At 41.8% G+C, this 22833-nt stretch carries 27 protein-coding genes; 7 read left to right on the top strand and 20 right to left on the bottom strand.

The window, feature by feature from the left end:
* Positions 1 to 159 precede the first annotated feature (159 nt).
* From HNR77_RS22995 to HNR77_RS22965, 7 genes are all read right to left on the bottom strand, one after another.
* On the bottom strand, positions 160 to 597 hold the full coding sequence (locus HNR77_RS22995; RefSeq protein ID WP_184189571.1) for a protein-tyrosine phosphatase family protein: 438 nt from the start codon (positions 595 to 597) through the stop codon (positions 160 to 162).
* 1 nt (position 598) lies between these two features.
* The gene (gene arsC / locus HNR77_RS22990; protein WP_184189569.1) at positions 599 to 1024 is read right to left on the bottom strand and encodes an arsenate reductase (thioredoxin); all 426 of its coding nucleotides are present in this window, start codon (positions 1022 to 1024) and stop codon (positions 599 to 601) included.
* Positions 1025 to 1026: 2 nt separating this feature from the next.
* Positions 1027 to 2463: an arsenic transporter gene (locus HNR77_RS22985; RefSeq protein WP_184189567.1), complete on the bottom strand. Its 1437-nt coding sequence runs from the start codon at positions 2461 to 2463 to the stop codon at positions 1027 to 1029.
* Positions 2460 to 2789: an ArsR/SmtB family transcription factor gene (locus HNR77_RS22980; protein WP_184189565.1), complete on the bottom strand. Its 330-nt coding sequence runs from the start codon at positions 2787 to 2789 to the stop codon at positions 2460 to 2462. Before HNR77_RS22980 ends, HNR77_RS22985 begins: the two co-directional genes overlap by 4 nt.
* A gap of 265 nt (positions 2790 to 3054) precedes the next feature.
* On the bottom strand, positions 3055 to 4092 hold the full coding sequence (locus HNR77_RS22975; protein WP_184189563.1) for a flavin-containing monooxygenase: 1038 nt from the start codon (positions 4090 to 4092) through the stop codon (positions 3055 to 3057).
* A gap of 66 nt (positions 4093 to 4158) precedes the next feature.
* Complete coding sequence (locus HNR77_RS22970) at positions 4159 to 5571, bottom strand: NAD(P)-binding domain-containing protein (protein WP_397367402.1); 1413 nt, start codon at positions 5569 to 5571, stop codon at positions 4159 to 4161.
* A 68-nt stretch (positions 5572 to 5639) separates the two neighbouring features.
* A complete protein-coding gene (locus HNR77_RS22965) occupies positions 5640 to 6068 on the bottom strand; it encodes a MarR family winged helix-turn-helix transcriptional regulator (RefSeq protein ID WP_184189610.1) in 429 nt (142 codons plus the stop codon).
* Positions 6069 to 6223: 155 nt separating this feature from the next.
* On the opposite strand from HNR77_RS22965, the gene HNR77_RS22960 reads away from it, so the two are divergent.
* On the top strand, positions 6224 to 6718 hold the full coding sequence (locus HNR77_RS22960) for an arsinothricin resistance N-acetyltransferase ArsN1 family A (protein ID WP_184189608.1): 495 nt from the start codon (positions 6224 to 6226) through the stop codon (positions 6716 to 6718).
* Positions 6719 to 7079: 361 nt separating this feature from the next.
* Here the strand turns inward: HNR77_RS22960 and HNR77_RS30415 are convergent, their stop codons facing one another.
* Both HNR77_RS30415 and HNR77_RS22950 read right to left on the bottom strand, forming a co-directional pair.
* Entirely contained in the window at positions 7080 to 7214 is a 135-nt protein-coding gene (locus tag HNR77_RS30415; protein ID WP_260410791.1) for a YdhK family protein, read from the bottom strand.
* 461 nt (positions 7215 to 7675) lie between these two features.
* The gene (locus HNR77_RS22950; protein WP_260410801.1) at positions 7676 to 8203 is read right to left on the bottom strand and encodes a recombinase family protein; all 528 of its coding nucleotides are present in this window, start codon (positions 8201 to 8203) and stop codon (positions 7676 to 7678) included.
* 177 nt (positions 8204 to 8380) lie between these two features.
* Between HNR77_RS22950 and HNR77_RS22945 the strand changes: the two genes are divergently transcribed.
* The 5 genes from HNR77_RS22945 to HNR77_RS22925 all read left to right on the top strand — a co-directional run bounded on the left by HNR77_RS22945 (position 8381) and on the right by HNR77_RS22925 (position 13001).
* Positions 8381 to 9844: a SulP family inorganic anion transporter gene (locus tag HNR77_RS22945; protein WP_184189561.1), complete on the top strand. Its 1464-nt coding sequence runs from the start codon at positions 8381 to 8383 to the stop codon at positions 9842 to 9844.
* A gap of 16 nt (positions 9845 to 9860) precedes the next feature.
* On the top strand, positions 9861 to 10280 hold the full coding sequence (locus HNR77_RS22940; protein ID WP_184189560.1) for a universal stress protein: 420 nt from the start codon (positions 9861 to 9863) through the stop codon (positions 10278 to 10280).
* Positions 10281 to 10379: 99 nt separating this feature from the next.
* Positions 10380 to 12119 carry a ribonuclease J gene (locus HNR77_RS22935; protein ID WP_260410790.1) on the top strand — a complete coding sequence of 580 codons (1740 nt, stop codon included), beginning with the start codon at positions 10380 to 10382 and terminating at the stop codon, positions 12117 to 12119.
* Entirely contained in the window at positions 12116 to 12637 is a 522-nt protein-coding gene (locus HNR77_RS22930; protein WP_184189559.1) for an NUDIX domain-containing protein, read from the top strand. Before HNR77_RS22935 ends, HNR77_RS22930 begins: the two co-directional genes overlap by 4 nt.
* A gap of 115 nt (positions 12638 to 12752) precedes the next feature.
* Positions 12753 to 13001 (top strand): GNAT family N-acetyltransferase, encoded by a 249-nt coding sequence (locus tag HNR77_RS22925; RefSeq protein ID WP_260410789.1) that lies wholly within the window; start codon positions 12753 to 12755, stop codon positions 12999 to 13001.
* Between the two features lie 278 nt (positions 13002 to 13279).
* Here the strand turns inward: HNR77_RS22925 and HNR77_RS22920 are convergent, their stop codons facing one another.
* From HNR77_RS22920 to HNR77_RS22885, 8 genes are all read right to left on the bottom strand, one after another.
* Complete coding sequence (locus HNR77_RS22920; protein ID WP_184189557.1) at positions 13280 to 13987, bottom strand: hypothetical protein; 708 nt, start codon at positions 13985 to 13987, stop codon at positions 13280 to 13282.
* Between the two features lie 3 nt (positions 13988 to 13990).
* Positions 13991 to 14389 carry a hypothetical protein gene (locus HNR77_RS22915; protein WP_184189555.1) on the bottom strand — a complete coding sequence of 133 codons (399 nt, stop codon included), beginning with the start codon at positions 14387 to 14389 and terminating at the stop codon, positions 13991 to 13993.
* On the bottom strand, positions 14358 to 15215 hold the full coding sequence (locus HNR77_RS22910; protein WP_184189553.1) for a ParA family protein: 858 nt from the start codon (positions 15213 to 15215) through the stop codon (positions 14358 to 14360). Before HNR77_RS22910 ends, HNR77_RS22915 begins: the two co-directional genes overlap by 32 nt.
* Positions 15216 to 15930: 715 nt before the next feature.
* Positions 15931 to 17229 carry an ABC transporter permease gene (locus tag HNR77_RS22905; protein WP_184189551.1) on the bottom strand — a complete coding sequence of 433 codons (1299 nt, stop codon included), beginning with the start codon at positions 17227 to 17229 and terminating at the stop codon, positions 15931 to 15933.
* Positions 17222 to 18124 carry an ABC transporter ATP-binding protein gene (locus HNR77_RS22900; RefSeq protein WP_184189549.1) on the bottom strand — a complete coding sequence of 301 codons (903 nt, stop codon included), beginning with the start codon at positions 18122 to 18124 and terminating at the stop codon, positions 17222 to 17224. The genes HNR77_RS22905 and HNR77_RS22900 overlap by 8 nt, the downstream gene beginning before the upstream one ends.
* A 20-nt stretch (positions 18125 to 18144) precedes the next feature.
* Entirely contained in the window at positions 18145 to 19044 is a 900-nt protein-coding gene (locus HNR77_RS22895; RefSeq protein WP_184189547.1) for an ABC transporter ATP-binding protein, read from the bottom strand.
* 17 nt (positions 19045 to 19061) lie between these two features.
* The gene (locus HNR77_RS22890) at positions 19062 to 19451 is read right to left on the bottom strand and encodes a GntR family transcriptional regulator (RefSeq protein ID WP_184189604.1); all 390 of its coding nucleotides are present in this window, start codon (positions 19449 to 19451) and stop codon (positions 19062 to 19064) included.
* Positions 19452 to 19613: 162 nt separating this feature from the next.
* The gene (locus HNR77_RS22885) at positions 19614 to 20327 is read right to left on the bottom strand and encodes a hypothetical protein (RefSeq protein WP_184189545.1); all 714 of its coding nucleotides are present in this window, start codon (positions 20325 to 20327) and stop codon (positions 19614 to 19616) included.
* A 219-nt stretch (positions 20328 to 20546) separates the two neighbouring features.
* Between HNR77_RS22885 and HNR77_RS22880 the strand changes: the two genes are divergently transcribed.
* Positions 20547 to 20912, top strand: a complete 366-nt coding sequence (locus HNR77_RS22880; protein ID WP_184189543.1) for a hypothetical protein — start codon at positions 20547 to 20549, stop codon at positions 20910 to 20912.
* A gap of 117 nt (positions 20913 to 21029) precedes the next feature.
* Here the strand turns inward: HNR77_RS22880 and HNR77_RS30410 are convergent, their stop codons facing one another.
* The 3 genes from HNR77_RS30410 to ctaG all read right to left on the bottom strand — a co-directional run bounded on the left by HNR77_RS30410 (position 21030) and on the right by ctaG (position 22731).
* Positions 21030 to 21155 carry a hypothetical protein gene (locus HNR77_RS30410; RefSeq protein WP_260410788.1) on the bottom strand — a complete coding sequence of 42 codons (126 nt, stop codon included), beginning with the start codon at positions 21153 to 21155 and terminating at the stop codon, positions 21030 to 21032.
* A gap of 138 nt (positions 21156 to 21293) precedes the next feature.
* Positions 21294 to 21758, bottom strand: coding sequence for a DUF420 domain-containing protein (locus tag HNR77_RS22875; protein ID WP_111272191.1), 465 nt, complete (start codon positions 21756 to 21758; stop codon positions 21294 to 21296).
* Positions 21759 to 21801: 43 nt separating this feature from the next.
* Complete coding sequence (gene ctaG, locus HNR77_RS22870) at positions 21802 to 22731, bottom strand: cytochrome c oxidase assembly factor CtaG (RefSeq protein ID WP_184189541.1); 930 nt, start codon at positions 22729 to 22731, stop codon at positions 21802 to 21804.
* Between the last annotated feature and the right edge of the window lie 102 nt (positions 22732 to 22833).

The raw sequence follows: 22833 nt of genomic DNA, 5'->3' as shown, positions 1-22833 counted from the left end.
CTGAAGCTAATAGTTCAGACTATTGGAAGGGTTGATTATTGAGTCTGTTGATTTTAGGAGCATTGATTGGTGTTGGATCACGGAGAGAAATCAGTGTTAAATTGAAAAGAGCCCAGCAATCACTGAGATTGAAGGACTCATCAAATTTTGTGTAAACTTTCAGTACATTTGCTTCAATAGTTCCTTTTGAATTGGTTTAATATTAATGATACTTCTAATGCCTTTTGCCTTCAGTTCAGCATCCTCTACTGTAATGGCTAACCCTAGCTCTAACAGAGTGCCAGCTGCAACAGTTCCCGTTCTACCCTTGCCTCCACCACAATGAAAGGCAACTTTCTTACCTGCGTTATACGCTCCAACAACCTCATCAATTGCTTGTTTGAAAAGCCCGCCTTCATGTTCTTTCGTATCGTCATCAAGCGGAACCTTTATCCACTTTACATGATCTGATGGATACGCGCACTCTGTTGCTTCTTCTCGAAGATCCACTACTACTTCTATGCCTTCGTTAAGAACCATTGCCTCTACGTCGGCAGCTCCGCCCATAAAAACTCGTTCAGCAATAAGTGCATGGTATTTCTTTTCTGCGTGATCCATTTTACTTACCTTCTTTCAAGAATTGCTCGATACGAGCTTTAATTGAATCACGAACCTCAGCGAATGTAGCTTTGATTTCTCCCTCTGTGCCTGTCGCCTTGGCTGGATCATCGAATCCCCAGTGCCATCTTTCAGCTTTGTCATTACGTACAACGGGACAATTATCGTTGGCATGACCACAAAGCGTGATGATGTAGTCTGCTTGTTTTAAAATCTCAGGATCAATTACATCCGATGTATGATTCGAAATATCGATTCCAGCTTCTTTCATCGTTTGAACCGCACGAGGATTTAAGCCATGCGCCTCTAATCCAGCACTTCTCACCTCATATTTTTCACTACCAAGTGCCTTTAAAAATCCATCGGCGATTTGGCTTCTGCATGAGTTTCCTGTACACAAAAAGTAAACAAGTGGTTTGTTGTTCATGATTATTGATCTCCTTTATCTTTGGTGTGGCTTACTTGTACTTTCGCTTCGCCCATTTTTGAGTTAATTAACGTTTTTATGATCATAGCGATAACAACCAATGCTACTGTGATTACGGCAATCATTAACCAAACGTTTATATGTGTTGAATGAATCAGGTATAGCCACAGATACAGTCCTGTTAACGTGATAAAGAGCGTTGGGATGGTGAGCACAATTCCAATTTTGAAATAACTTCCCCATGTGATTTTTACATCCTTACGGGACAGTACATGTAGCCACAAAAGTGTGGCGAGCGAACCGATAGGTGTAATTTTGGGACCCAAGTCACTGCCGATAATATTGGCGTAAATCAGCGATTCACGAATGACTCCTTCCGTGCTGATTCCGTCAATAGCAAGCGCATCAATCATCACCGTCGGCATATTGTTCATAACCGAAGACAATATCGCAGCTAGAAAGCCCATGCCAAGTGTGGAGATGTAGAGCCCCTGGTCGGCAATAGCTTGAATGACCTTCCCAAGTTCATCCGTCAATCCCACATTTCGCAGTCCATAAACGACGACGTACATACCAATAGAGAAAATCACGACTGCCCATGGAGCCCCTTTAATGAGCTTCCAGGTTTGAATAGCATGACTCCGCCTTGCAGCTAAAATAAACAGAATGGCTATAACCCCAGCGATAACAGACACCGGAACTTGAATGAACTCGCTCATCAAGTACGCCACCAGTAGCAAGGCTAAAATCACCCAAGATATGTTGAACAGTTTCTTGTCCTTGATCGCTTCGGCTGGTTTTTTGAGCTGACTGACTTCGTAGTTGCCTGGAATACTCTTTCTAAAGAACAAGAATAAGACCAGAAGACTCGCTAATATTGAAAAGAAATTCGGAACAATCATACGACTTGCATACTCCACAAAACCAATACCGAAGTAATCCGCAGAAACGATATTGACGAGGTTACTCACGACAAGCGGGAGTGAAGTTGTATCTGCAATGAAACCACTAGCGATGATAAAAGGTAAAATCATCTTGTGATCAAATTTGAGCGCTCGGACCATGGCAAGCACAATAGGCGTTAAGATCAGTGCGGCACCGTCATTTGCAAAGAATGCTGCCACCCCTGCACCAAGCAGCACAACATAAACGAACATCAGCTTACCATTACCTCTTGCGAGCCTTGCCATGTGTAGTGCAGCCCATTCAAAAAATCCGATTTCATCTAAAATCAGCGAAATTAAGATAATGGCTACGAAAGCAAGTGTGGCGTTCCATACGATTCCTGTGACTGTACCTACATCGGATAGACTCACAACTCCAAAAAGAAGAGCAAGGACAGCTCCAGCTGACGCTGACCATCCAATATTAAGTCCCTTAGGTTGCCAAATGACAAAAGTCAGTGTTAGCAAAAAGATTAATATCGCAATAATGGTCATGCTTCCTCCTGAGGACCGCAGCAGTTATTCAATCCTGTTATTTTATCTTTCATGGATGGCAGATACGGATACACACACTGAACATATGCTTCTGCATCCGGATTAAGAGAGTAGTACACCCACTGCCCTTTTTTCTTTTCATTGAGGAGACCGGCTGCCTTTAGTTTTCGAAGATGCTGACTGGCGTTTGGTTGTGACATGCCAATAATGTCTGTGATATCACATACACAAAGTTCCTGTTCCTGAAGTAGCGCAATAATGGTCAAACGTGTTTTATCAGCTAATAACTTATACGCCTCAGCCATCTCCTGAATTCTTTGTTCCATATGTACACCTCCTGTGATTAGTCTTGTCTGCTTCATTTAATGATATAATCATATAATAAATCACTTATATAATCAATTACGAATATAAGGGAGTTTAGGGCACAAAAAAAGTCGGCAATAAAGATTACCGACTTTACTCTCGAACTAAAAATTCACATGTTGACTTCATAAAATAATGACCGTCTTTCATTTTAACTATATCTGTCGTTTGGTACTCAATGACTCCACCTTGATCTAATAATTCATCATGCTGAGATTCAATAGCTCACAATCTTTTCACAAGCGATTGTACAGCTTTTTTCGCATCTTTCCCTGAGCCTCGAATCGTCGCCGAAGCAAAAGAGGTCTGCCACGGTATACCTACAAAATGAATTCTTTCATCGCTTTGTTTTAATGGTACGCCTGATGAGTCAAGAACATTCAAACCACTGAGATATTCGAAATTCGGAATATACCCTGTGGCAAAAATAACGGTATCCACATTTTCACGAGTCTCATCTGCCCACACTATCCCATTTTCCGTAAAAGCTTTAAACATCAGTTTGGCATCAGGCTTACCTTGATCAATAGCATTTTTATATATACCAGTATCAAGCACACCATCACTGCTTTGTTGCAATAACCGTTTACCCCAATTGGATTGATCAATCCTAAGTATGGTTAGCCAAAAGTGAATATCTTTCCCTGCAATGACCTGTGGCTTGAATTTAATTGGGCTTCTGGATGCAATCGTTACATGTGCCGTCCTAGCCAGTTCAACCGCTATTTGGATCGCCGAATTTCCACCCCCCACAACAATGATCCGTTTGTTTTTAAACTCTTTCTCATTTCGGTAGTCTTTGGCATGAATCACTTCTCCCTTAAATTTATGCATGCCAGGAATATCTGGAATATGAGGATTTACGAATGCCCCGCTTGCACAAATGATGGACCGTGTACGAAACTGTTCTCCCCTTGAGGTATGGACTGTATAGATATTACTTTCCTTATCCACTTTGATTACTTCTCGCCCTGAGTGTATTGGAAAATTGTATGTAGCCGCATAAGACTTTAAGTATTGAACAACCTCATCTCTGCGCGGATAAACATTTGCACCACCTGGAAATGGGAGTCTTGGCAATGAGGAATACGGTGCAGGAGAGAACAATGTTAAGCTATCATAGTAATTTGCCCATGATCCTAAATGCTCTTCACTTTTTTCAAGGATGATAAAGTTCCCTTTAGCTTCTTGTAAGTAATAGGCTGCTGCCAAACCGGATTGACCACCACCAATAACGATGCAATCATAAATCATATTTTTCATGTTTCTCCCTCCTTCTAGAAAACCTACTGCATCACGATTCGGATGCAGTAGCTCTGAATTCTTGATTTATCCGCAGCAAGAATCTGATCCTGCCTTTTCCGTTTTTGAAGGTGAGCAACAATCCGAAGTTGTTTCCTTCACTTGAACGGGTTCACAGCAGCTGTCCGTGCTACTAGCACCTAAACTGCAAACACCTGTCTCCGGCAGTTCCAGTTCTACTTTTTGAGCTGACTCCATATCTCCCACCAAAGCCGCTACAATGGATCTGACTTGTTCATATCCCGTTGCCATTAGGAAAGTTGGCGCTCTTCCATAACTTTTGGCACCCACGATATAAAAGTCCTTTTCAGGTTGACGCAGTTCTTTTTCGCCATGTGGTCGAACTGTACCGCAGCTGTGGACATTGGGATCAATTAATGGCGCAAGCTCATAAACACATTCTAAGCCTGGATCCGTCAATACTCGTACTTCTCTCAGCATCGATAAGTCAGGACGAGAACCTGTGTTACCTACAATTTCATCGATGTGATCAATAACCACTTGTTCATCTTTTATGGTTCCGGTAACCTGAATCTGTTCACTTTGTTTTTGAAGTTTTTCAATATGGAATGCCGTTAGGACCTTTACGGCACCGGATTCAACCACTTTTTGAATTCGAGTACCCAGTTCACCCCTTGCCTGAAGCCCATCCAGTTCTCGTCCGCCATACACATCTTCAATATTCGCCTTACGAATGGCCCAAACAATCTTAGTTCCCGATTCCTCTTTTTGAAGCTCTGCAAGTTCAAGCAAAGTGTTGATCGCAGAATGTCCGCTTCCTACAACAAGAACTTTCTTACCCTTATAACGATTTTTTTCCTTCCCTAATACAGCAGGAATACCGTATGAAATGTGACTTTCGATCGCTTTTTCCTCTTCTGAAAATATACCGTCTGATCGAAGCGGGTTGGGATTGGACCATGTCCCCGAGGCATCGATAACAGCCCGCGCTTCATAAATAAACGAAGATCCGTTTTGTTCAACATGGATCACAAACGGCAGTTTCTCACGCCCACTTGTTTTCACTTTGCTTAACCCTTTACGACTGATTGCAGTAACTTTCGTATTCAAATGCATGTATGGACTTACTTCAGGTAGTGCAGCCAAGGGTTTTAGATAATGCTCAACAATCTCCTTACCCGTTGGGATGGTTTCGTTTTGAGGAGCGACCCAATCCGTGGAAAGCAGCAATTCTTTAGCAGCTTTATCGATGTTATACTGCCATGGTGAGAATAGGCGTACATGTTCCCATTTTCGAATGTTTGCCCCCACTTCATCTCCAGCTTCAAATAACATAAACGGCTCACCTTTTAAAATGAGTTGTGCTGCTGCCGCAAGACCAACCGGTCCAGCTCCAATGATCGCAACAGGTAATTTTCCCTTCTCTTGCATTGGTGCTTCGCAGCAGCTCACTTGGTTCACAGGGATATGTTTAATCATCTTAGTTTCCTCCTCATAATTATTTGCATTTTGCAAGTATTATATTAAATAATTGGGATAATTATTTATTATCCCACTGGTGTACAGCATACGCTGGATTTCGCCATACTTTCGTTTAGCAGTTTGACGGCGTTGATCACCATATCCCGTTCAAACTCAGACATATGCGAAAAGACTTCTTTTAAATAATCATTCATCTGCTCATCAATGACCGTAGCAACAAACTTACCTTGTGTAGTCAAGGATAATATGTAAATCCGTCGATCTTCCGGTAAGGGCGTTTTTTGAACCAAACCCAACTTTACAAGACTTTGAACTTGCCGGCTAAACGTCGTGATGTCAATGGAGAGTGCATCTGCCACTTGCTGAATGGATGGATTATGCTTACGATCAATTTCATAAATGATATGACTTTGAACAAGCGAAATATCAAGCCCTCCTGCGGTGCAGCAGTTTTTATCCAATAATCCAAAACGCCGTGTCATGATCTGAAACATCTCTCTTACGTTGTTTTCCAATTACCTCACCTCTTGTTATAGTTATACCTTTATTATTTGCAATATGCAAATGTTTTTTTTGTTTTGCTATTTCCCTTCCCATTTCAAATTACATTGTGATATATAAACATATACAAAAACAAAACATAGGAGTGATCAACATGGTAATTTTGAGGCAAGCTACCGAAGTGGATCTGGGAAGCATTCTAACTATCTATAACCAAGGAATTGAAGATCGGATTGCCACGCTAGAAACAGATATAAAAGATGAAGCTTACATGTCTGAATGGTTTAATAAGCACCAGGGGCGTTACTCGGTACTTGTAGCCGAACAGAATGATCAAGTGGTCGGATGGGCTTCTATCAATTCGTATAACCCCAGAAGCGTGTATGACGGTGTCGGTGACCTCTCCATTTATATTCATCGTGATCATCGTGGAAAAGGGGTTGGAAAACAGTTACTTCAGAAATTAGAGGAAATCGGTAAGCAGAATAACTTTTATAAGTTTGTTCTTTTCACCTTTCCATTTAATACGCTTGGTCAGAGCCTATACCATAAAGCTGGATACCGAGAAGTAGGTCTATTTCAGAATCAAGGCGTTTTAGAAGGGGAATTTGTAGATGTGATGGCAATGGAAAAATTATTATAAGCCTCAATCGGTATCTGTATTCTTTAATGTATCTTAGTTTATGGATTACTCAAACACAATACTTTAAACAAGCCTGCCTTCTAGGGAAAAACAGTAGCCGATCATGTCAATCAGGCTGCTGTTCATTGTTATCGAACTACGATACCCATTAGCTTAATCTTTATTGACTCACATTTTATAAATTACCACCTTGAAGGCAACGGGCTTCAAAACTTAATTATTACTTGAACCCCGATTCGGCTATATTATTAAGTCCTGTTGAACGAACTGGAAACGCAGTCCAAGTAATTTTCATAATTATGTGTCAATTGATTCAAACCCACCAATAAAAATACAAGATGGCGCTTATTGCTTATAAGAACTACTTAGCTTTTAATTCACTTCCTATTACCCACTTATGATTTTTAACTGGTTCTCCACCTGTTGTTGGTGTATAAGATACGGAGTAAACATTTGTATCATAAGCTCCTACAATATTGGCTGTTGCTCCTTTCATTCCCGGCATATGCCCCTTAGTAATAATGGCCTGACTTCAATCTTGAACTGTGGATTTGTCGCTTTATTTATTCCTTGTGGTACTTCACTTGTTTCTGAATGAATCATTTCAGTGTGGTTGGCATTTTCTAAATTTAAATGTTAATTTCCGATAAATGAATTACCCCCACATCCACTTAAAATCAACCCTAAACCATAGATTACAATATGCCTTTTCAATATTAGACACTCCTTTTATGTAAGTTTTCATTAGTATGATATCCAAATCAAGTTAAATACATCAAGATTGCCCCATCAGACGCTTTTGTAATATATTGGAATTTTTACATCTGATATTTCTTCTACAAGGAGTCACTTTTATTTTCATGTTTAGTAACATTGTATTATATTACATTTTTTACAATCAAAAAAAGCAGCCGATTCCATTGGGCAGCTGCTTCCTTATTTTTTTATTATGCCTACTTACGAATCCAGATATCGGTACAATGTCGTTTTACTGATACCTGTTTCTTCACGAATCTCAGCAAGACTGTACTCTTTACTTTCATACATCTGTATCGCCTTCATCACGTTGCCATCTAATTTACGAGGGCGACCTAACTTCGTCCCCTTTTCCTTCGCTTGATCCATTCCCTTTTTCGTGCTTTCACTGCTTAAATCTCCTTGGAAATCAAGTAAAGCCTTCACATGCTCCAAGAAAATACGACCAGAACTGTCCTGTGTATTCAAATTTTCATTCAAAGAATACAGATGGGCCTCTCGTTTTTGAAATTCCTTCAGCAGATCAGCAAGATGTCTTGTAGAGTCAGCTAGGGAGAATAGCCGAGTAACAACGACAACATCACCTGCCCCGAGTTCGTTCATCATGGCATCTAACTGTGTTCTCTGCTTTGGAGATGAATGTTCTTCCTTCAATATTCGATCACAGGATTTACGCTTTAAAATTTCGTGTTGATTTTGACATTTCGGGTCATCCTGCGATGGTCTCATGTAGCCAATAATCATGTTAAAACTCCTAACTGCGAGTGACTTTAATACACTATATCATAAACAAGAACCAAAAAGGTTCCATTTTGGGACTATTCGTGATAAGATCAATGTACTTCAAACGGATATGACTTTTAGTCGAGTAAGAGTCATTAAAAAAGATAAGGAGTGGAAGTACACGTGATTGAACGGATTAAGACAGATTGGTTCTCTAATATTCGAGGGGACATATTAGCTGGGATTGTAGTGGCACTGGCACTCATCCCTGAAGCCATTGCATTTTCTATTATTGCTGGTGTAGATCCCATGGTAGGACTTTATGCATCGTTTTGTATTGCTGTTATCATCTCATTTATTGGTGGCCGACCAGGAATGATTTCGGCTGCTACTGGAGCCATGGCCTTACTTATGGTTCCTTTGGTCAAGGAACATGGCGTTCAGTATTTACTGGCTGCCACTATTCTCACTGGTGTAATCCAGTTGCTTTTTGGCGTATTAAAAATCGGTAAACTCATGAAATTTATCCCGAGAGCTGTCATGATCGGCTTTGTAAATGCTCTCGCTATTCTAATATTCATGGCACAAGTTCCCCATTTTGTAGGCATATCCACGCTGACTTACATTTTCGTTGTAGTTACCTTACTTATTGTATATGTTTTACCCCGATTCTTCAAAGCCATTCCAGCACCTCTCATTGCCATTGTGATTTTAACCGCGGCTGCCATTTGGGGGAACCTGGATCTTGGAACGGTTGGAGAGCTAGGGATTATCACGCAAACTCTTCCCTCATTCTTCATTCCCGATGTTCCTTTTAATCTGGAAACATTGCAAATTATATTCCCTTACGCCATTTCACTGGCTATTGTCGGATTAGTTGAATCTCTATTAACGGCCTCCATCGTGGATGATATGACGGGAACGAACAGTAACAAAAACAAAGAAGCTCGTGGACAGGGAATTGCCAATGTCATTACCGGTTTCTTCGGCGGAATGGCAGGCTGTGCCATGATTGGACAGTCTGTGATCAACGTCAAGTCTGGCGGACGAGGAAGGTTATCTACGCTCGTAGCGGGCGTATTCCTCATGTTCCTTATCCTTGTACTTGGCGGTGTCGTTGTTCAGATCCCTATGCCTGTACTCGCCGGAATTATGATCATGGTAGCCGTCGGAACATTTGAATGGTCTTCCTTTTCTTATCTCCGTAAAGCCCCAAAAAGTGATGCACTCGTGATGCTAGTCACTGTTATTGTTGTTGTAGCGACCGATAATCTTGCACTAGGTGTCATTGTCGGTGTCATTCTCAGTGCCATCTTCTTTGCTTCTAAAATTTCAAAGGTGAGTGTGAAGCAGCTCTCAACAGATAAAAAAATAAGATTTGATGTGACTGGGCAATTATTCTTCGCATCCGTGGAAGGATTTATTGAATCTTTTGACTTCGAGATTGTGGATTCGGACATTATGATTGATTTTTCAGATGCACACATTTGGGATGACTCAGGTGTAGGGGCTATCGATAAAGTAGTCATTCGATATCGGGAGAATCATAACCGAGTTAAGATTAAAGGACTGAATACGTCAAGTGAAAAACTCGTAAATAAGTTAGCGGTTTATCAAGATCCAAATGCACAATTAAAATCACATTAAGCTAGGAGCGATGAACATGTATCAACATATTCTACTTGCCGCAGATGGTTCTAAAAATGCCATTCGGGCAGCGAAAGAAGCCGCTTATATTGCATCCTTAATCCCTGATGCTGAGGTCGAGATTTTGTTTGTTGTAGACCTATCCAAGGTCAAAGAGGAAGTTCTCCATTCTCAGAATCATGAGGAAATTGAAATGAAACGTAAACAGAAACTTATGCCTGTTCAGCAAGAACTTACAGAGAAACATGTGAAATATCGAGTTACCTTTGTAAATGGAGATCCTGGTCCTACGATTGTTGATTACGCAAATAAGAACAGCGTCGATCTGCTTATTATTGGTAGCCGGGGACTTAATTCCTTACAGGAATTCGTACTTGGAAGTGTAAGTCATAAAGTCGTTAAGAGGGCTCATTGTCCAGTTATGATTGTGAAATAGATGATGGACATGAAGCATAGGGCCTCTGCAATTGCAGAGGTCCCGCTTCTTTTCTAAAGGAGTTAGATCATTTAAACGCCGACTGGAGGAGAAAGAATCTTGGAAGACTCCAAATTAAAGACTCAAAAACCGCAAAAAACATCACGCTATCTTCCTCCTGCTGTACGTATTTTTGCGCTTGGAGGTCTCGGGGAAATTGGAAAGAACATGTATGGAATCGAATATAAAAATGAAATCATTTTGATTGACGCAGGTTTGAAATTCCCCGATGCTCATATGAATGGTGTAGATTACATTATTCCTAATATAACCTACTTGCTGGACAAGCCTCAAAAGATTAAAGCTCTTTTCCTTACTCATGGACATGAAGATCATATTGGTGCTATTCCCTATTTACTTAGACATCTTTCGTTTCCTATCTATGGCGGTGCACTAACAATCGGCTTGGTCAAAGCCAAGTTGGAAGAGCACAAGTTAACGAATTCAGTGGATGTTCATATCATTCAGGATCACGAACGCGTATCATTCCAACATCTTTCTGTTCATTTTTTCCGAACAATACACAGTATACCCGATGCCTTTGGTATCGTTGTAGATACACCCTATGGTTCTATTGTGCACACAGGTGACTTCAAATTTGATATGACACCTGAAGGAAAGACAGCAGACCTTCATAAAATGATGCAATTAGGTGAAAAAGGTGTCCTTGCTTTGCTGTCTGATAGTACCAACAGTGAACGCGAAGGTCAGTCTCTTTCAGAACGTACAGTGAGTAAATCTGTTTTGGAATTAATCCAGCAATGTGAAGGTAGAATTTTGTTTGCGACTTTTGCGTCCAATGTCCACAGGTTACAACAAGTTATTCATGCTGCTTCGGAGTGTAATCGGAGAATTTTAATACTGGGCCGAAGTATGGAAAAAATTTTCTCCATTGGTCAAGAACTTGGACACCTTAATATACCACAAGGTATGCTAATGGATATGAAGGAAATCCACACCGTTCCACATCATCAAGTCATCATTTTATGCACGGGTAGTCAAGGAGAGCCTAATGCAGCTTTAACCCGTATTGCAGCCGGTTCCCACCGTCACGTTCAAATATTCCCAGGAGATACGGTCGTCTTTTCTTCTTCTCCGATTCCTGGTAACGTCATTCAAGTCAATCGAAGCATAGATATGCTGATGCGTTCTGGAGCTGCTGTCCTCTACGGAGCAGAGTATGAGATTCATACTTCCGGGCATGGATCACGGGAAGATTTAAAACTGATGATACTGACCATGCGCCCGAAATATTTCATACCGATTCATGGAGAATATCGAATGCTGGTAAGCCATCAAAAACTAGCTGAGCAAGTTGGAATACCCTCCAACAGAATCTTTGTATTGAACAATGGAGAGCCTCTCCTCATTACTAAATATCATGCTCGAAAAGGAAGGAATCTCCCTTCGAGATCGTCATTTGTGATACGTGGTAAAGTTGAGAGTCATGAGCCTGAACTCATTGATGAACGCAATAGATTGGCTAAGGATGGTGTACTTATTGCCGCACTTGTCTTAAACCATGAGACATGCCAAATGATATCAGGGCCTGATCTCTTTAGCCGAGGGTTTGTCTATATACGTGATGCTAGTGAACTGATGAAAACAGCAGAATCCCATTTGAAATCCGCACTATATGGACTAGAGCAGAAAAAAGAAGCCCGTTGTATAATCTGGGAACATAAGATCTCAGAAGTACTCCAGAACTTCTTTTACTCACAATTACAACGTACTCCTGTGATTTTCTCTTCCATTCATAGTGTTTCACATCCTAATCAAGTAAGGACGACTAAACAATGAGAATGATTCAAAAGTTAATTCATCCCGATACACCCGCCCTAAATGGACGAATGTTTGAACGAAAAGCAGCACGTGGCATTATTATGCGTGGTTCTGAGATTCTTCTACTCTATACCCGTAGATATAACGACTACAGTTTTCCCGGAGGTGGTGTGGAAGCGGATGAGGACCTACTTCGTGGGCTAAGAAGAGAAATTACCGAAGAAACTGGGGCTACCCAGGTAGAAATGACAAGCGAATTTGGCTACATTGAAGAGTATCGTCCCCACTACAAACCCGAATATGATCTGATCCATATGTTATCTTATTACTATGTTTGCAACATTCATGAACATCTTGGAGAAGCACAACTTGAAGATTATGAACTGAACAATGGCATGTCTGCCGTTTGGATCGACATTCATCAGGCCATTAAGCATAATCGGCAGGTAATAAAGAATAAAGAGGCTTCCATGGGATTTTCCATTGAAAGAGAGACGATTGTTTTGGAGTTGATTGCATCTGAATTAATCTTTTAATTAGAACGTAAAAAGCAATTTAATCAGTAAGGCACGCAGCTATTGCATAGACAGGCACAAGAGTTGCGTGCCTATTATTCAACTAACCCCCCATTAGTTTAATGTAATAGCGCTGTTGATTTCAGTTAGATGTTCATCTAATCGGTGTTCAGACTATGTTACGTATAGCCCAAGAAGCGCGTATGACGGTGTCAGTGACCTCTCCATTTATATTCATCGTGATCATCGTGGAAAAGGGGTTGGAAAACAGTTACTTCAGAAATTAGAGGAAATCGGTAAGCAGAATAACTTTTATAAATTTCTTCTTTTCACCTTTCCATTTAATACGCTTGGTCAGAGCTTATATCATAATGCTAGATACTAAGAAGTAAGTCTATTTCAGAATCAAAGCGTTTTAGAAGGAAATTTGTAGATGTGATGGCGATGGAGATAAAATTATAAGTATTGATATGTAACTAGTATGGATTAATATCTATCGGTAATCTCTGAATTGAAGTTCCAAAACATAAATCCATAGAATCGCTGACAAGTTCTAAAGCGAAAAAAGCCGCTAAACTAGCGACTTCGTTTGGATAAAATTTTAATCTTTACTTTTACATTACTCTATTATCTACAGACTAAATTAGCGAAACTCGAACAAGGTCATGCCATCTCTTTAATTATAGCCAAATTTTCTGGGTCTAAATTTCTCTCTAAACGAATAATAGAGGCAAAGGTAAGTTCTTGAAATTTAAAGTTTATTGCTTCACAAAGAAGCTCTATAAATAATTTAAACATAGCATTCACATCTTTGACAAAGTGGTTCATTTTTTCGAAATAATTACTTACATAGTAATCAAGAGTGCCTAAAGCATTAAAATTGTTCGTTAAATGAGCATGAATTTCTTTTGAATATGTTCCATACAAAGAAAACAGTTGTGAAAGTTTAGGCAGTTTAGTACTTTCTTTTATTTTGTATGCCTCTTTCAATTCATCTTTTAAATTTCTAAAAGCAGTCCGAGCTATAGTACCCTGATCTTTATCAGGAAATGCTAATGAGTAAAGCAACTTTAGCAAAGTTTCTACTGCCGAACGAATGAGATATCCTACAAATCCAACGTGATTGACTGGTAAAGCAACAAGAATCGAATTTATATATTCTTTAAAATCACTTAAAAATTGCTTGTTACACTGGCATGCATGCTCTTCAATCCAATTTTGAAAAACTTCAATCAGAATCAAATTATCATAGGCTAACGAATGCAGTTTATCTATTGTTTTAAGCCTTCCTTGTTTCGCTGTCCATACATTTGAAGGGAAATGTGTATCAATAAATTCTTTATAGCGAGTAAGTTCATTTTGCTTAGACATTAACTATTTACCTCGACTGTATTTATTCACAATATCATTTACATAATCGTCAGAAGAATTTGATCGCTTGGCATTCTCAAGATCGTAGTTATCATCATTAATATCACCGTGTTTATACAAAAAGTCCATGGTTTTAGACTGCAATACCATAAGATTTTTCAAATCCATTTTTTGCAATTTTCTAATCGTCATGGCTATTAATGAAGTTCGATTAGAATAAAGATATTCTCTATGTGCTATGCTAATGAACTCAAAAAATTCAGGTAAATCTTTGTTACTTTTAAATAACTCAGTTGAGAGAATAATTTCAGATAAATAGCCATACAGATTTACTCTCAAAGTGTTCTCATTTTGTATTTTTTTAACTTCCTTAAACTTGTTGATTAAATTTTTCTTGTCCATTAGCAGCATCGATCCTCCCTTCGAACTCTTCACAAATGTTTTGTATGGTCTGCAACAAAAGAGCATCATTTCTGTCAGTTACAAAAGTATCCATTCGGCTTGTTGCGATTTTCGGCATGTACTTAAATTCTTGTTTAAATCTATATAAACCTTTCTTCCTTGCAAAAGTATCTATACTACTGATTATTTTACTGACGCCACCATCAAGGTCCACCTTCGTTAAAACTACCCCTAGACACAAGAGAGTCCTAGATTTCATTAAAGCAGCCTGATCATCATTTTTAAAGTTTTCTACTACATTATTCAGTAAATCAAGTCCCAAAATAGAGTACAAATCTGGTTGAGCTGGGGCTAGATAAAAATCGGAAGCTAATAATGCTGAAACTGTATAAAATGAGTATGTAGGAGGACAGTCTATAAATATATAATCAAACTCTCTTTTTAGCTCCCACTGATCAATTAAAGTAAGGAGTCTTTGCTCGTTCTTACTGTTTACTTCTCTTTCCATAAAAACTGTAGAAAGATCACCTGGAATTATACTTAGGTTTTCTGTCAATTTCAAAATAACATTTTGCCTTTGAATATTTACTAATTTTGACTCATACATATTTTGAATTGTTGGCATGCCCTCAAATTTAACTCCCTCATCATTTACTGTATCTACAGAAAACTTTTCAAATAGAGACTGAGTACAATTTGATTGAGGATCTACATCAACCACCAAAACTTTTTTACCGCTATTCTGTAAATAATAAGCTATTTCTCTACAAAGTGTTGTTTTACCTACTCCGCCTTTCATATTTAAAAAAGAAATAACGTGCCCCATATATACCCCTCCTTGATAAAAGATCAACTAGCTTGTTTATTGTTAAATCAAATATACCTGTAATACAAGGGACTTATCAACCAATTTACTATAATATTTCCTCTCGCACTTTTCTGAATTTTCTTCAGTTAATACATTAGTCAACTGAACACAGTAAAAGGCCAGGACTTTCATCCTGACCATAGTTATTTTTATTGTTTTCAATTGCTTTTTTACTTTAAGTGACATTACTTTGGAATTCAATCGATCACAAATTGATCATCAAAGTTCCCTGCTAAATTGCTTATATAGAGGAGAATTACACATAAAGTAACTTTACTACTTCAGTTTACCTAGTGCATTCTATTATCCAAAGCTTGAAGATAGCAAACGGATCATCCGCTGAAGAGGAATTACATCAAAAACTCCAAAATCTTTGAACTCTTTGCACAGAATAGAAGTTTTATGTGAGCTAATGCAATATTGATAATGAGAGGGTGCTCTTCTTGAAAATGAAGAGCACCTTCTACTATAAAATCAATTATAAACTTGACCACAGCTTCACTCATAAAAACGACATAATACTATAAAGACAATTTAGTTCTGGATTCATGGTTGCTTCGATGAAAAACCTTGATTTATCAAGGTGAAACGACATTTTAAATTGAAGTTAACGACAAAACACCATCAAGTTACCGACATTTTATTTTAAAGTTAACAGTTACCCTTACCTCTTTTAAATCTTGTACGCCTTCATCGCTTTGAACAGCTCTTTGAAGGTTGGACGTTTGCCGTACATCAGTACGCCCGTACGATAGATCTTGGCTGCCAGCCAGCCGAAGACCAGAATGGATACGGCCAGAATGGCAAGGGAGAGCAGAATCTCCCAGGTTGGTGCGACCCCTGCCCCGATCCGTACCAGAATCGCCGTTGGCGAGGTGAACGGAATGAAGCTTGCGATTTTTAACAACAAAATATTCGGTGTAGAGATGCTGAAGATCGCAATATAGAAGGACACCAGCGAGAGCATCGTGATTGGCAGCACAGCCTGACCGAGCTCTTCCGTACGGCTTACCATGGAACCAATGGCTGCGAACATAACGGCATAGAGGAAGTAACCCAGAATGTAGAAAATAAGCCCGTATACGATCACCGCCATATTAATGTCGTTAACACTCATATTAAGATCACCCAGCACTGCACGGTTGTGCGGCAGCATGATGTTACCGGCTACAACAGCTCCGAAGATACCGATCTGCAGGAGGCCTACCATGAAGATACCGATAATTTTGCCGAACATCTGACTGAGCGGAGACACACTTGTAATCAGAATTTCCATGATACGCGAGCTTTTCTCGGCTGTAATCTCGGAAGCAATCATATTGCCTGTCATCATTGTGGATGTGAAAAGAAGGATGATTAAGAGATAGACTACGATGTAGTTAATCGGACTCATCGCTTTTTCCGAGCCAGCTCCAGCTTCTCCTTCATCTGTGCTCAGACTTTGAGCAGTCAGCTTCACAGGTGTGGTAATCAGCGCCTTTTGCTCAGCGGTCAGTACATCCTTAACGACTACATCCAGCTTCACACTTTGCAAGGCCGCTTCAAGCGACGTAATAATCTGCGGTGAAATATCGTCTGAGGAATAGAGCACAGGCTGCGGGAACTCCTGCCCTTGTACCGTTTCAAGCTTCAAATAACCATCGATAAGGCCTTTCTTCACGTCTTCTTTCAGCGCGGCTTCATCCTTATCTCCACCCATAACCAGACGATAAGCCTGATTACCCTGTGCAGAAGAGAAGTCCTCCAGCTTCTGTGCCACGTCCTGCTGCTCTGTTGCCAGAACTCCAATGTTTACGGGATTATTGCCAGAAGCTCCGCCACCAATGGAGCCGCCATTAAATAAGGTAATGAAATATGGAACATTGAGTCCAATCGTAATTAAAAGTGCAAGTACAATGGTCGTGACCATAAACGACTTCGTTTTTACTTTATTTTTGAACGTAAAACCTGTAATTGTGCCCATTTTATTCATTCGACTCACCTACCTCACGAATAAAGATTTGGTTAAGCGTTGGTTCCTTGATCTCAAAATGCTCTACGGTCGTCTGACTCATCGCCTTCTTCAGAATCTCCTGAGCCACCTCAGCCTGGCTGACATGGATCAGATATCCGCGTTCGTTGTGCTCCACGTGTTTTACACCTTCCAGCTGCTCCAATCCTTCCACCTGTCCGATCGTGCTGAGATACACCTGTTCACGCGGATAACGGCTTTTAATTTCCTTGATCTCACCCTGCACTACTGTGTTAGAGCGATGCAGTATCGTGATCTGACGGCACAGCTCCTCAACATGTTCCATACGATGCGTGGAGAACAGGATCGCCGTACCTTCATCACGCAGTTCCTTGACCGTAGATTTAAGCAGCTCCACGTTAACCGGATCAAGTCCGCTAAACGCCTCATCCAGAATCAGAATCTGAGGTCTGTGCACCACTGCTGCAATAAAACCCATCTTCTGCTGGTTCCCTTTGGATAACTCCTCAATCTTTTTATCGTAATATTCCGGCACTTCAAACCGCTTTAACCAGTATTTCAAGCTCTCATCCGCATCTTTGGCTTTCATGCCCCGCAGGCGTGCCAGATAATTGATCTGTTCACTTACCTTTACTTTCGGATACAACCCTCGTTCTTCAGGCAAGTACCCCATGATCTGCTGCAGCTCCGTGTTATACGGCTTGCCATTGTATAAAATGTTACCGCCATCCGGGTGAATCAGCCCCAGCACCATTCGCATTGTGGTTGTTTTACCTGCGCCATTGGCTCCGAGCAGCCCGTAAATCTCACCCTCTTTGACATTCAGTGTTACTCCATTAACGGCTGTCTTGTCTGCATACTGTTTGACGACTTGCTTCAATTCCAATCGGTTCATTCAGAATCGTCTCCCTTCGGTTATCTCCACTGTACGGGTGCATACCCGGCAATCCAATATTCCAGCACTTCTCCCAGCTCCAGATTGCGAATCTGAAGCACCCGGTGATTGGACAACTCCAGCCTTTCCTGAGCCTCGCTCACCCGGGTTGTAATGACACGAATCAAGCCATTCTCTTCCCGAAAAGATTCCACGACCCCCGGAATACTCTCAGGCCGCAGGTCCCCTTCATACCAGATTTCCTTCCACTGCTCGAGCACAAGGTCCTTCTCTGCCATACCCAGAACCTGACCGCGATGCATCAATACGATATAGTCCGCAAGCCGCTTCACTTCATCTGCAATATGAGTGGCAATGAGAATGGTCGTGTCTCCACCTTCCATATAATCACGGAACTGTTCAACCATAACCTTCCATGCAAAAGGATCAAGACCGGATGAAGGTTCATCCAGCAGCAGAAGCTTCGGACGAGCCGCAAGTGCCGCGGCAATCTCGAATTTCCGCCGTTCTCCCTTGGACATCTTGTTGAGCTTCACATCACTTGGTACATCCATGTCTTCTATCAGCTGTTTGAACAGCTTCATATCCCACCTCGGGTACCAATGTGATCGAAAATCAGCAGCCTCCTGCGGTGTCATCCGGTTCTCTTCGAGACCACTGTTATCGGTCACAAAGCCGATCTGCTGCCTCAGCTCAATCGGGAGCGATCCCGAATGCTCCTGTCCAAACCATATGATCTCTCCGCTGTCCGGCAGTACAATTTGCTGCAGCATATTCAGAAGTGTGCTTTTGCCAGAACCGTTATGCCCCAGAATAGCCACCACATAGCCCTCCGGGATGGTCAGATCAATCGGTCCGATAATCCTGCGCTTACGCATTTTGGATACCCCGTTTAATTGAATAGCTATCGGTTCTGCCATATGAATACCTCCCCCCCTTATTTGGAATAGATTGCTCTCAGCACTTCCCGAAACAAGCTTTCCATCTCTTCTTCTGTACAACCAACAGCCTTGCCCGACTGTACCGCAGCCTGCATCGCTTCCTCCGCAGCCTTCAGCCTGTAATTTTCCCGCTCTCCTGCCTCAACCTGGGCCACAAATGTACCTGTCCCCTGCTTCGTACGAAGCAGACCTTCATTCTCCAGATCCTGATAGACTCGTCTAACCGTAATTACACTGCAATTCAGTGCCCCGGCAAACTCACGAATGGACGGCAAATGTGTCCCCTCCCCCAATTGACCCGTTATAATTAACGACCTTAACTGATTCTCAATCTGGTGATACAAAGGTTCAGCGCTATTTTCATTGATTTGAATGGGTATTTTCACAACTTGCACCTCGCCTCCGGTACACTTCATTCACTTGCCTGAACGTGCCGGCTTCATCCATATTCTTTTAAATTGTATTTATCTCTTCTTTTTTAACTCCATTTATCTTTTATCTTTAATTCCATTAATCTTCTCTATTAATTCAATTCATCCCAACTGTCTCTAATTCAGATCCCTTACGGTCAGCTTCTTTAGTGTTAATCGACTGAATCCCCATAACACTGCTAATCCGGCAACCATTGCAATCCACATCATCGGAGATAACAAGCCCCAGGCTTTACTATAGTGAATGACATACCAGAATCCATAGTTGCCCGACATACGAATCACCAAGGATATAACAATCGCCATTGGCAGAAACAAAAAGCTGAGCAGCAAATATTTTTTCCCGCTAAACAAAAACTCCCCGTAAATGTACAAACCCGTAATCAACAGCCCATATCCTGTGCAGCTTAGCGCAAAGGCCAAATACTGATCCCATGTGAAGTTCTCCGTATGCAGTCTGACAGCATATAGTGATCCGTAGAAAAAGAATCCATTGTACGCAAACGCAATCAGAGATTGCTGCAGTCTTGACCACATCACCGTCTCATTCGGGATCGGAAGTCTGCGATAATAGGCCAGCATCTGTGTGTAAGAGTCCTCCTGTATGTATCGGAAGGAACGTCTGCTAAAGAGAAATCCTTGGAACGGCAGCATTATCAAAAAAAACGCATCCACCACCGGATTAACAAAATTGCTTTCCTGTTGCCCAATCAACAGCACACCGCTCATACTGCCCGTATAGATCATAAATATGGCGGTCCATAACCACTGCAGCTTATCCTTCTTGAACTCATTGCGGGTCAGCCACCACGCTTGCTTCCATGCATCCATATTCATGCCTGCCTTTCAACTGTCTTACATTATGTTCATTGCTCTACTGTGCTTTTAATTGTTTCACTGTATCTACTGTATATATCAATATACACAGTATACAGACCAATCTCTAATTCCGTCAACTCCTTTTTTCCTGAATCAGGAAAGCAGCATAGGAAAAACATTCATTCTGCGATAAAATAAACCTGCGAGCATAGAAGAGAGGAATGATTCCCTATGGGGTGGCTAATTGAGCCCATACTTGTTTTCATTTTTATTTTGGCGATGATCTGGCTTATCATTCGAAGTGATTCTGATCGGCAGCATACGGCGAAACACAAAACCAAACAGGAAGCCAGACAGAACGGGCGCCAGTCCGGTTCGGCTGCATCCTCTACTTCGATGATGACCTCTGATTTTTCTACGGATGCTCATCCCAGGCATTCTCACGATCATCGACATCATCATCACCATGATCACCAACATCACGATACGAATTCTTCATCGGGGTCTCATCACCATTCCAGCAGTGATCATGGAAGCAGCGACAGCGGCGGGGACAGCGGTGGCGGAGGAGATAGTGGCGGAGGTGGCGGGGATTGACGTACCTGCTGCAATGCAATGCAACCAAAAAAAGAGCCATACCCGGTACTGTGAATGAATCACAGCGGGTACGGCTCTTTTAATTCCGATCATCTTATCGCAGAAGAGGCATGAGCTTTATACAAGAGTGTAGCCTGCGGGCAGGCGGCGGTTCCGACGAATGGCCCGAATCTCGGCCAGCGTAAGACGCTCGTTGGTGGAGATCAACGATTCCACGTCATTACCGCGGATCAAGTCATCCAAATCTCTCAGGTTCGTGTTTCCCTCCTCTCAAACTCATTCTATGAATGAATAAGAGAGAAGGTATGGACCAATCATCTGCAAGAATCGTCTATTTCATATACTCACAGAAAGAAGAGCGTTATAACAGCCCTGTCCCCCTTACACCCCGAGAATCGCTTCCCATACCGGACGTGTATGTCCACCTGGATATAGAATATATAACAACACATAAACGACAACCCCTGTCAGAGCTGAACCGAACCAGATCAAGGAAGTAAATCGTCCCCAGCGACGATGTGTTTTGAATTTCTTTTTGAAGCCGAGCACCAGAGTTGAGATACCAAATACAGCAGCCACTGTAGCCAGAATAATATGAAAGATCAGAAAAATCCGGTAAAAAATCTCCATATCGGGGTCTCCACCCCAGGCTGTATTACCTACAAATACCGTGCGGGACATGTATATTACAAAAAAGATCAGAGCTGCAATCGCTCCCGCTACCATAGCAGACTGGTGTGCCTCACGTTTGCCCCGTATAATCAAAGCCCAGCCAATTGCCACAAGTACCGCACTAATCACAATGAAAGAAGTACTGATCGTAGGCAGCCAGAAATACATATCCATCGTGTGTTCCCCCTTTTGTCATCACATTGTGCTCACGATACACTCACGATTTGGCAGCAGGATTGAGCGGGCCCCGCTCTTCATCGCCAGAAGGTGTAAGATCATCGTCCTCTTCCTGTCTCTCCTTCCGGTACCACTGTGCAAATACATAGGCCAGCATGGAGACAAATATCCCCTCCTGGATAAACTTCATCAGGATACCGCCCACCTGCTGATCCTCCTTCGCGGAAGACAGAAAGTTAAAGAAGGCCGGCCCGCCGAACGAACGAAGCAGCGCCGAGGAGTCGCCAGATACGCAGTACCTCATCGCTTCGGCCCATGCAGCCGGATTGCTATATGTCTGATACAACGGTTCGGAGGCAAAAATAATCAAACCGCATGCAGGTGTCAGGAGCACCATATTCAAAAAGATAAACCCAACCTTCGACAAGCCCGATGCTTGTCTGCCTTCAGGCAAAGGATTGAGCAGCGTCCACCACATCAGCATGGATGTAATAAACAGCACGATATAGTACAGCCGGTGAACGGTAAAATTCAACATGACATAATCATGCACAATCGGCAGATGGTACAGGGAAAACAATCCGTTGAACAGCACAGCTGCTACAATCGGATGTGCCAGAAAAGAAAGTCCGCGCTTCGGCAGCCAGCGCACGATGCTGCGCCACACCCAGACAGGCAAGCCCTTCATCATCAGCGGTGGAGCAACCAGATAAGACAAGGCCATGCTGATCATATGAAAGCTGAACATGACATGCCCCAGCAGATTGAAGGGCCCGGCCTGTGCCAGATACAGGACAGTCAGACCTGTGAGAAACAGCACCTTCTGCCCGACTGTTGCTGGCGCTGCACCCTGTACTTTCTCACTGAACGGTCCGACCAGCACCAGATAAGCCGCCGCGATAATCAGAAACAGAGCAAGAACAAGCGGACTCCATAAATCATCAAAACTGAAATATTGCAACCCGAGCATACGGGAAACCTCCCCGTGAACCTGTTTTGGTGAATATGAATAACCATCACTGCACTGTGTTCGTATAAAAGGGGAAAAGACGGCGGCAATTCGCCGCCGCCA

The sequence above is a fragment of the Paenibacillus sp. JGP012 genome (assembly GCF_014203995.1).
GTDB classification, from domain to species: domain Bacteria; phylum Bacillota; class Bacilli; order Paenibacillales; family Paenibacillaceae; genus Paenibacillus; species Paenibacillus silvae.
This window is presented reverse-complemented; position numbering and strand designations above follow the sequence as displayed.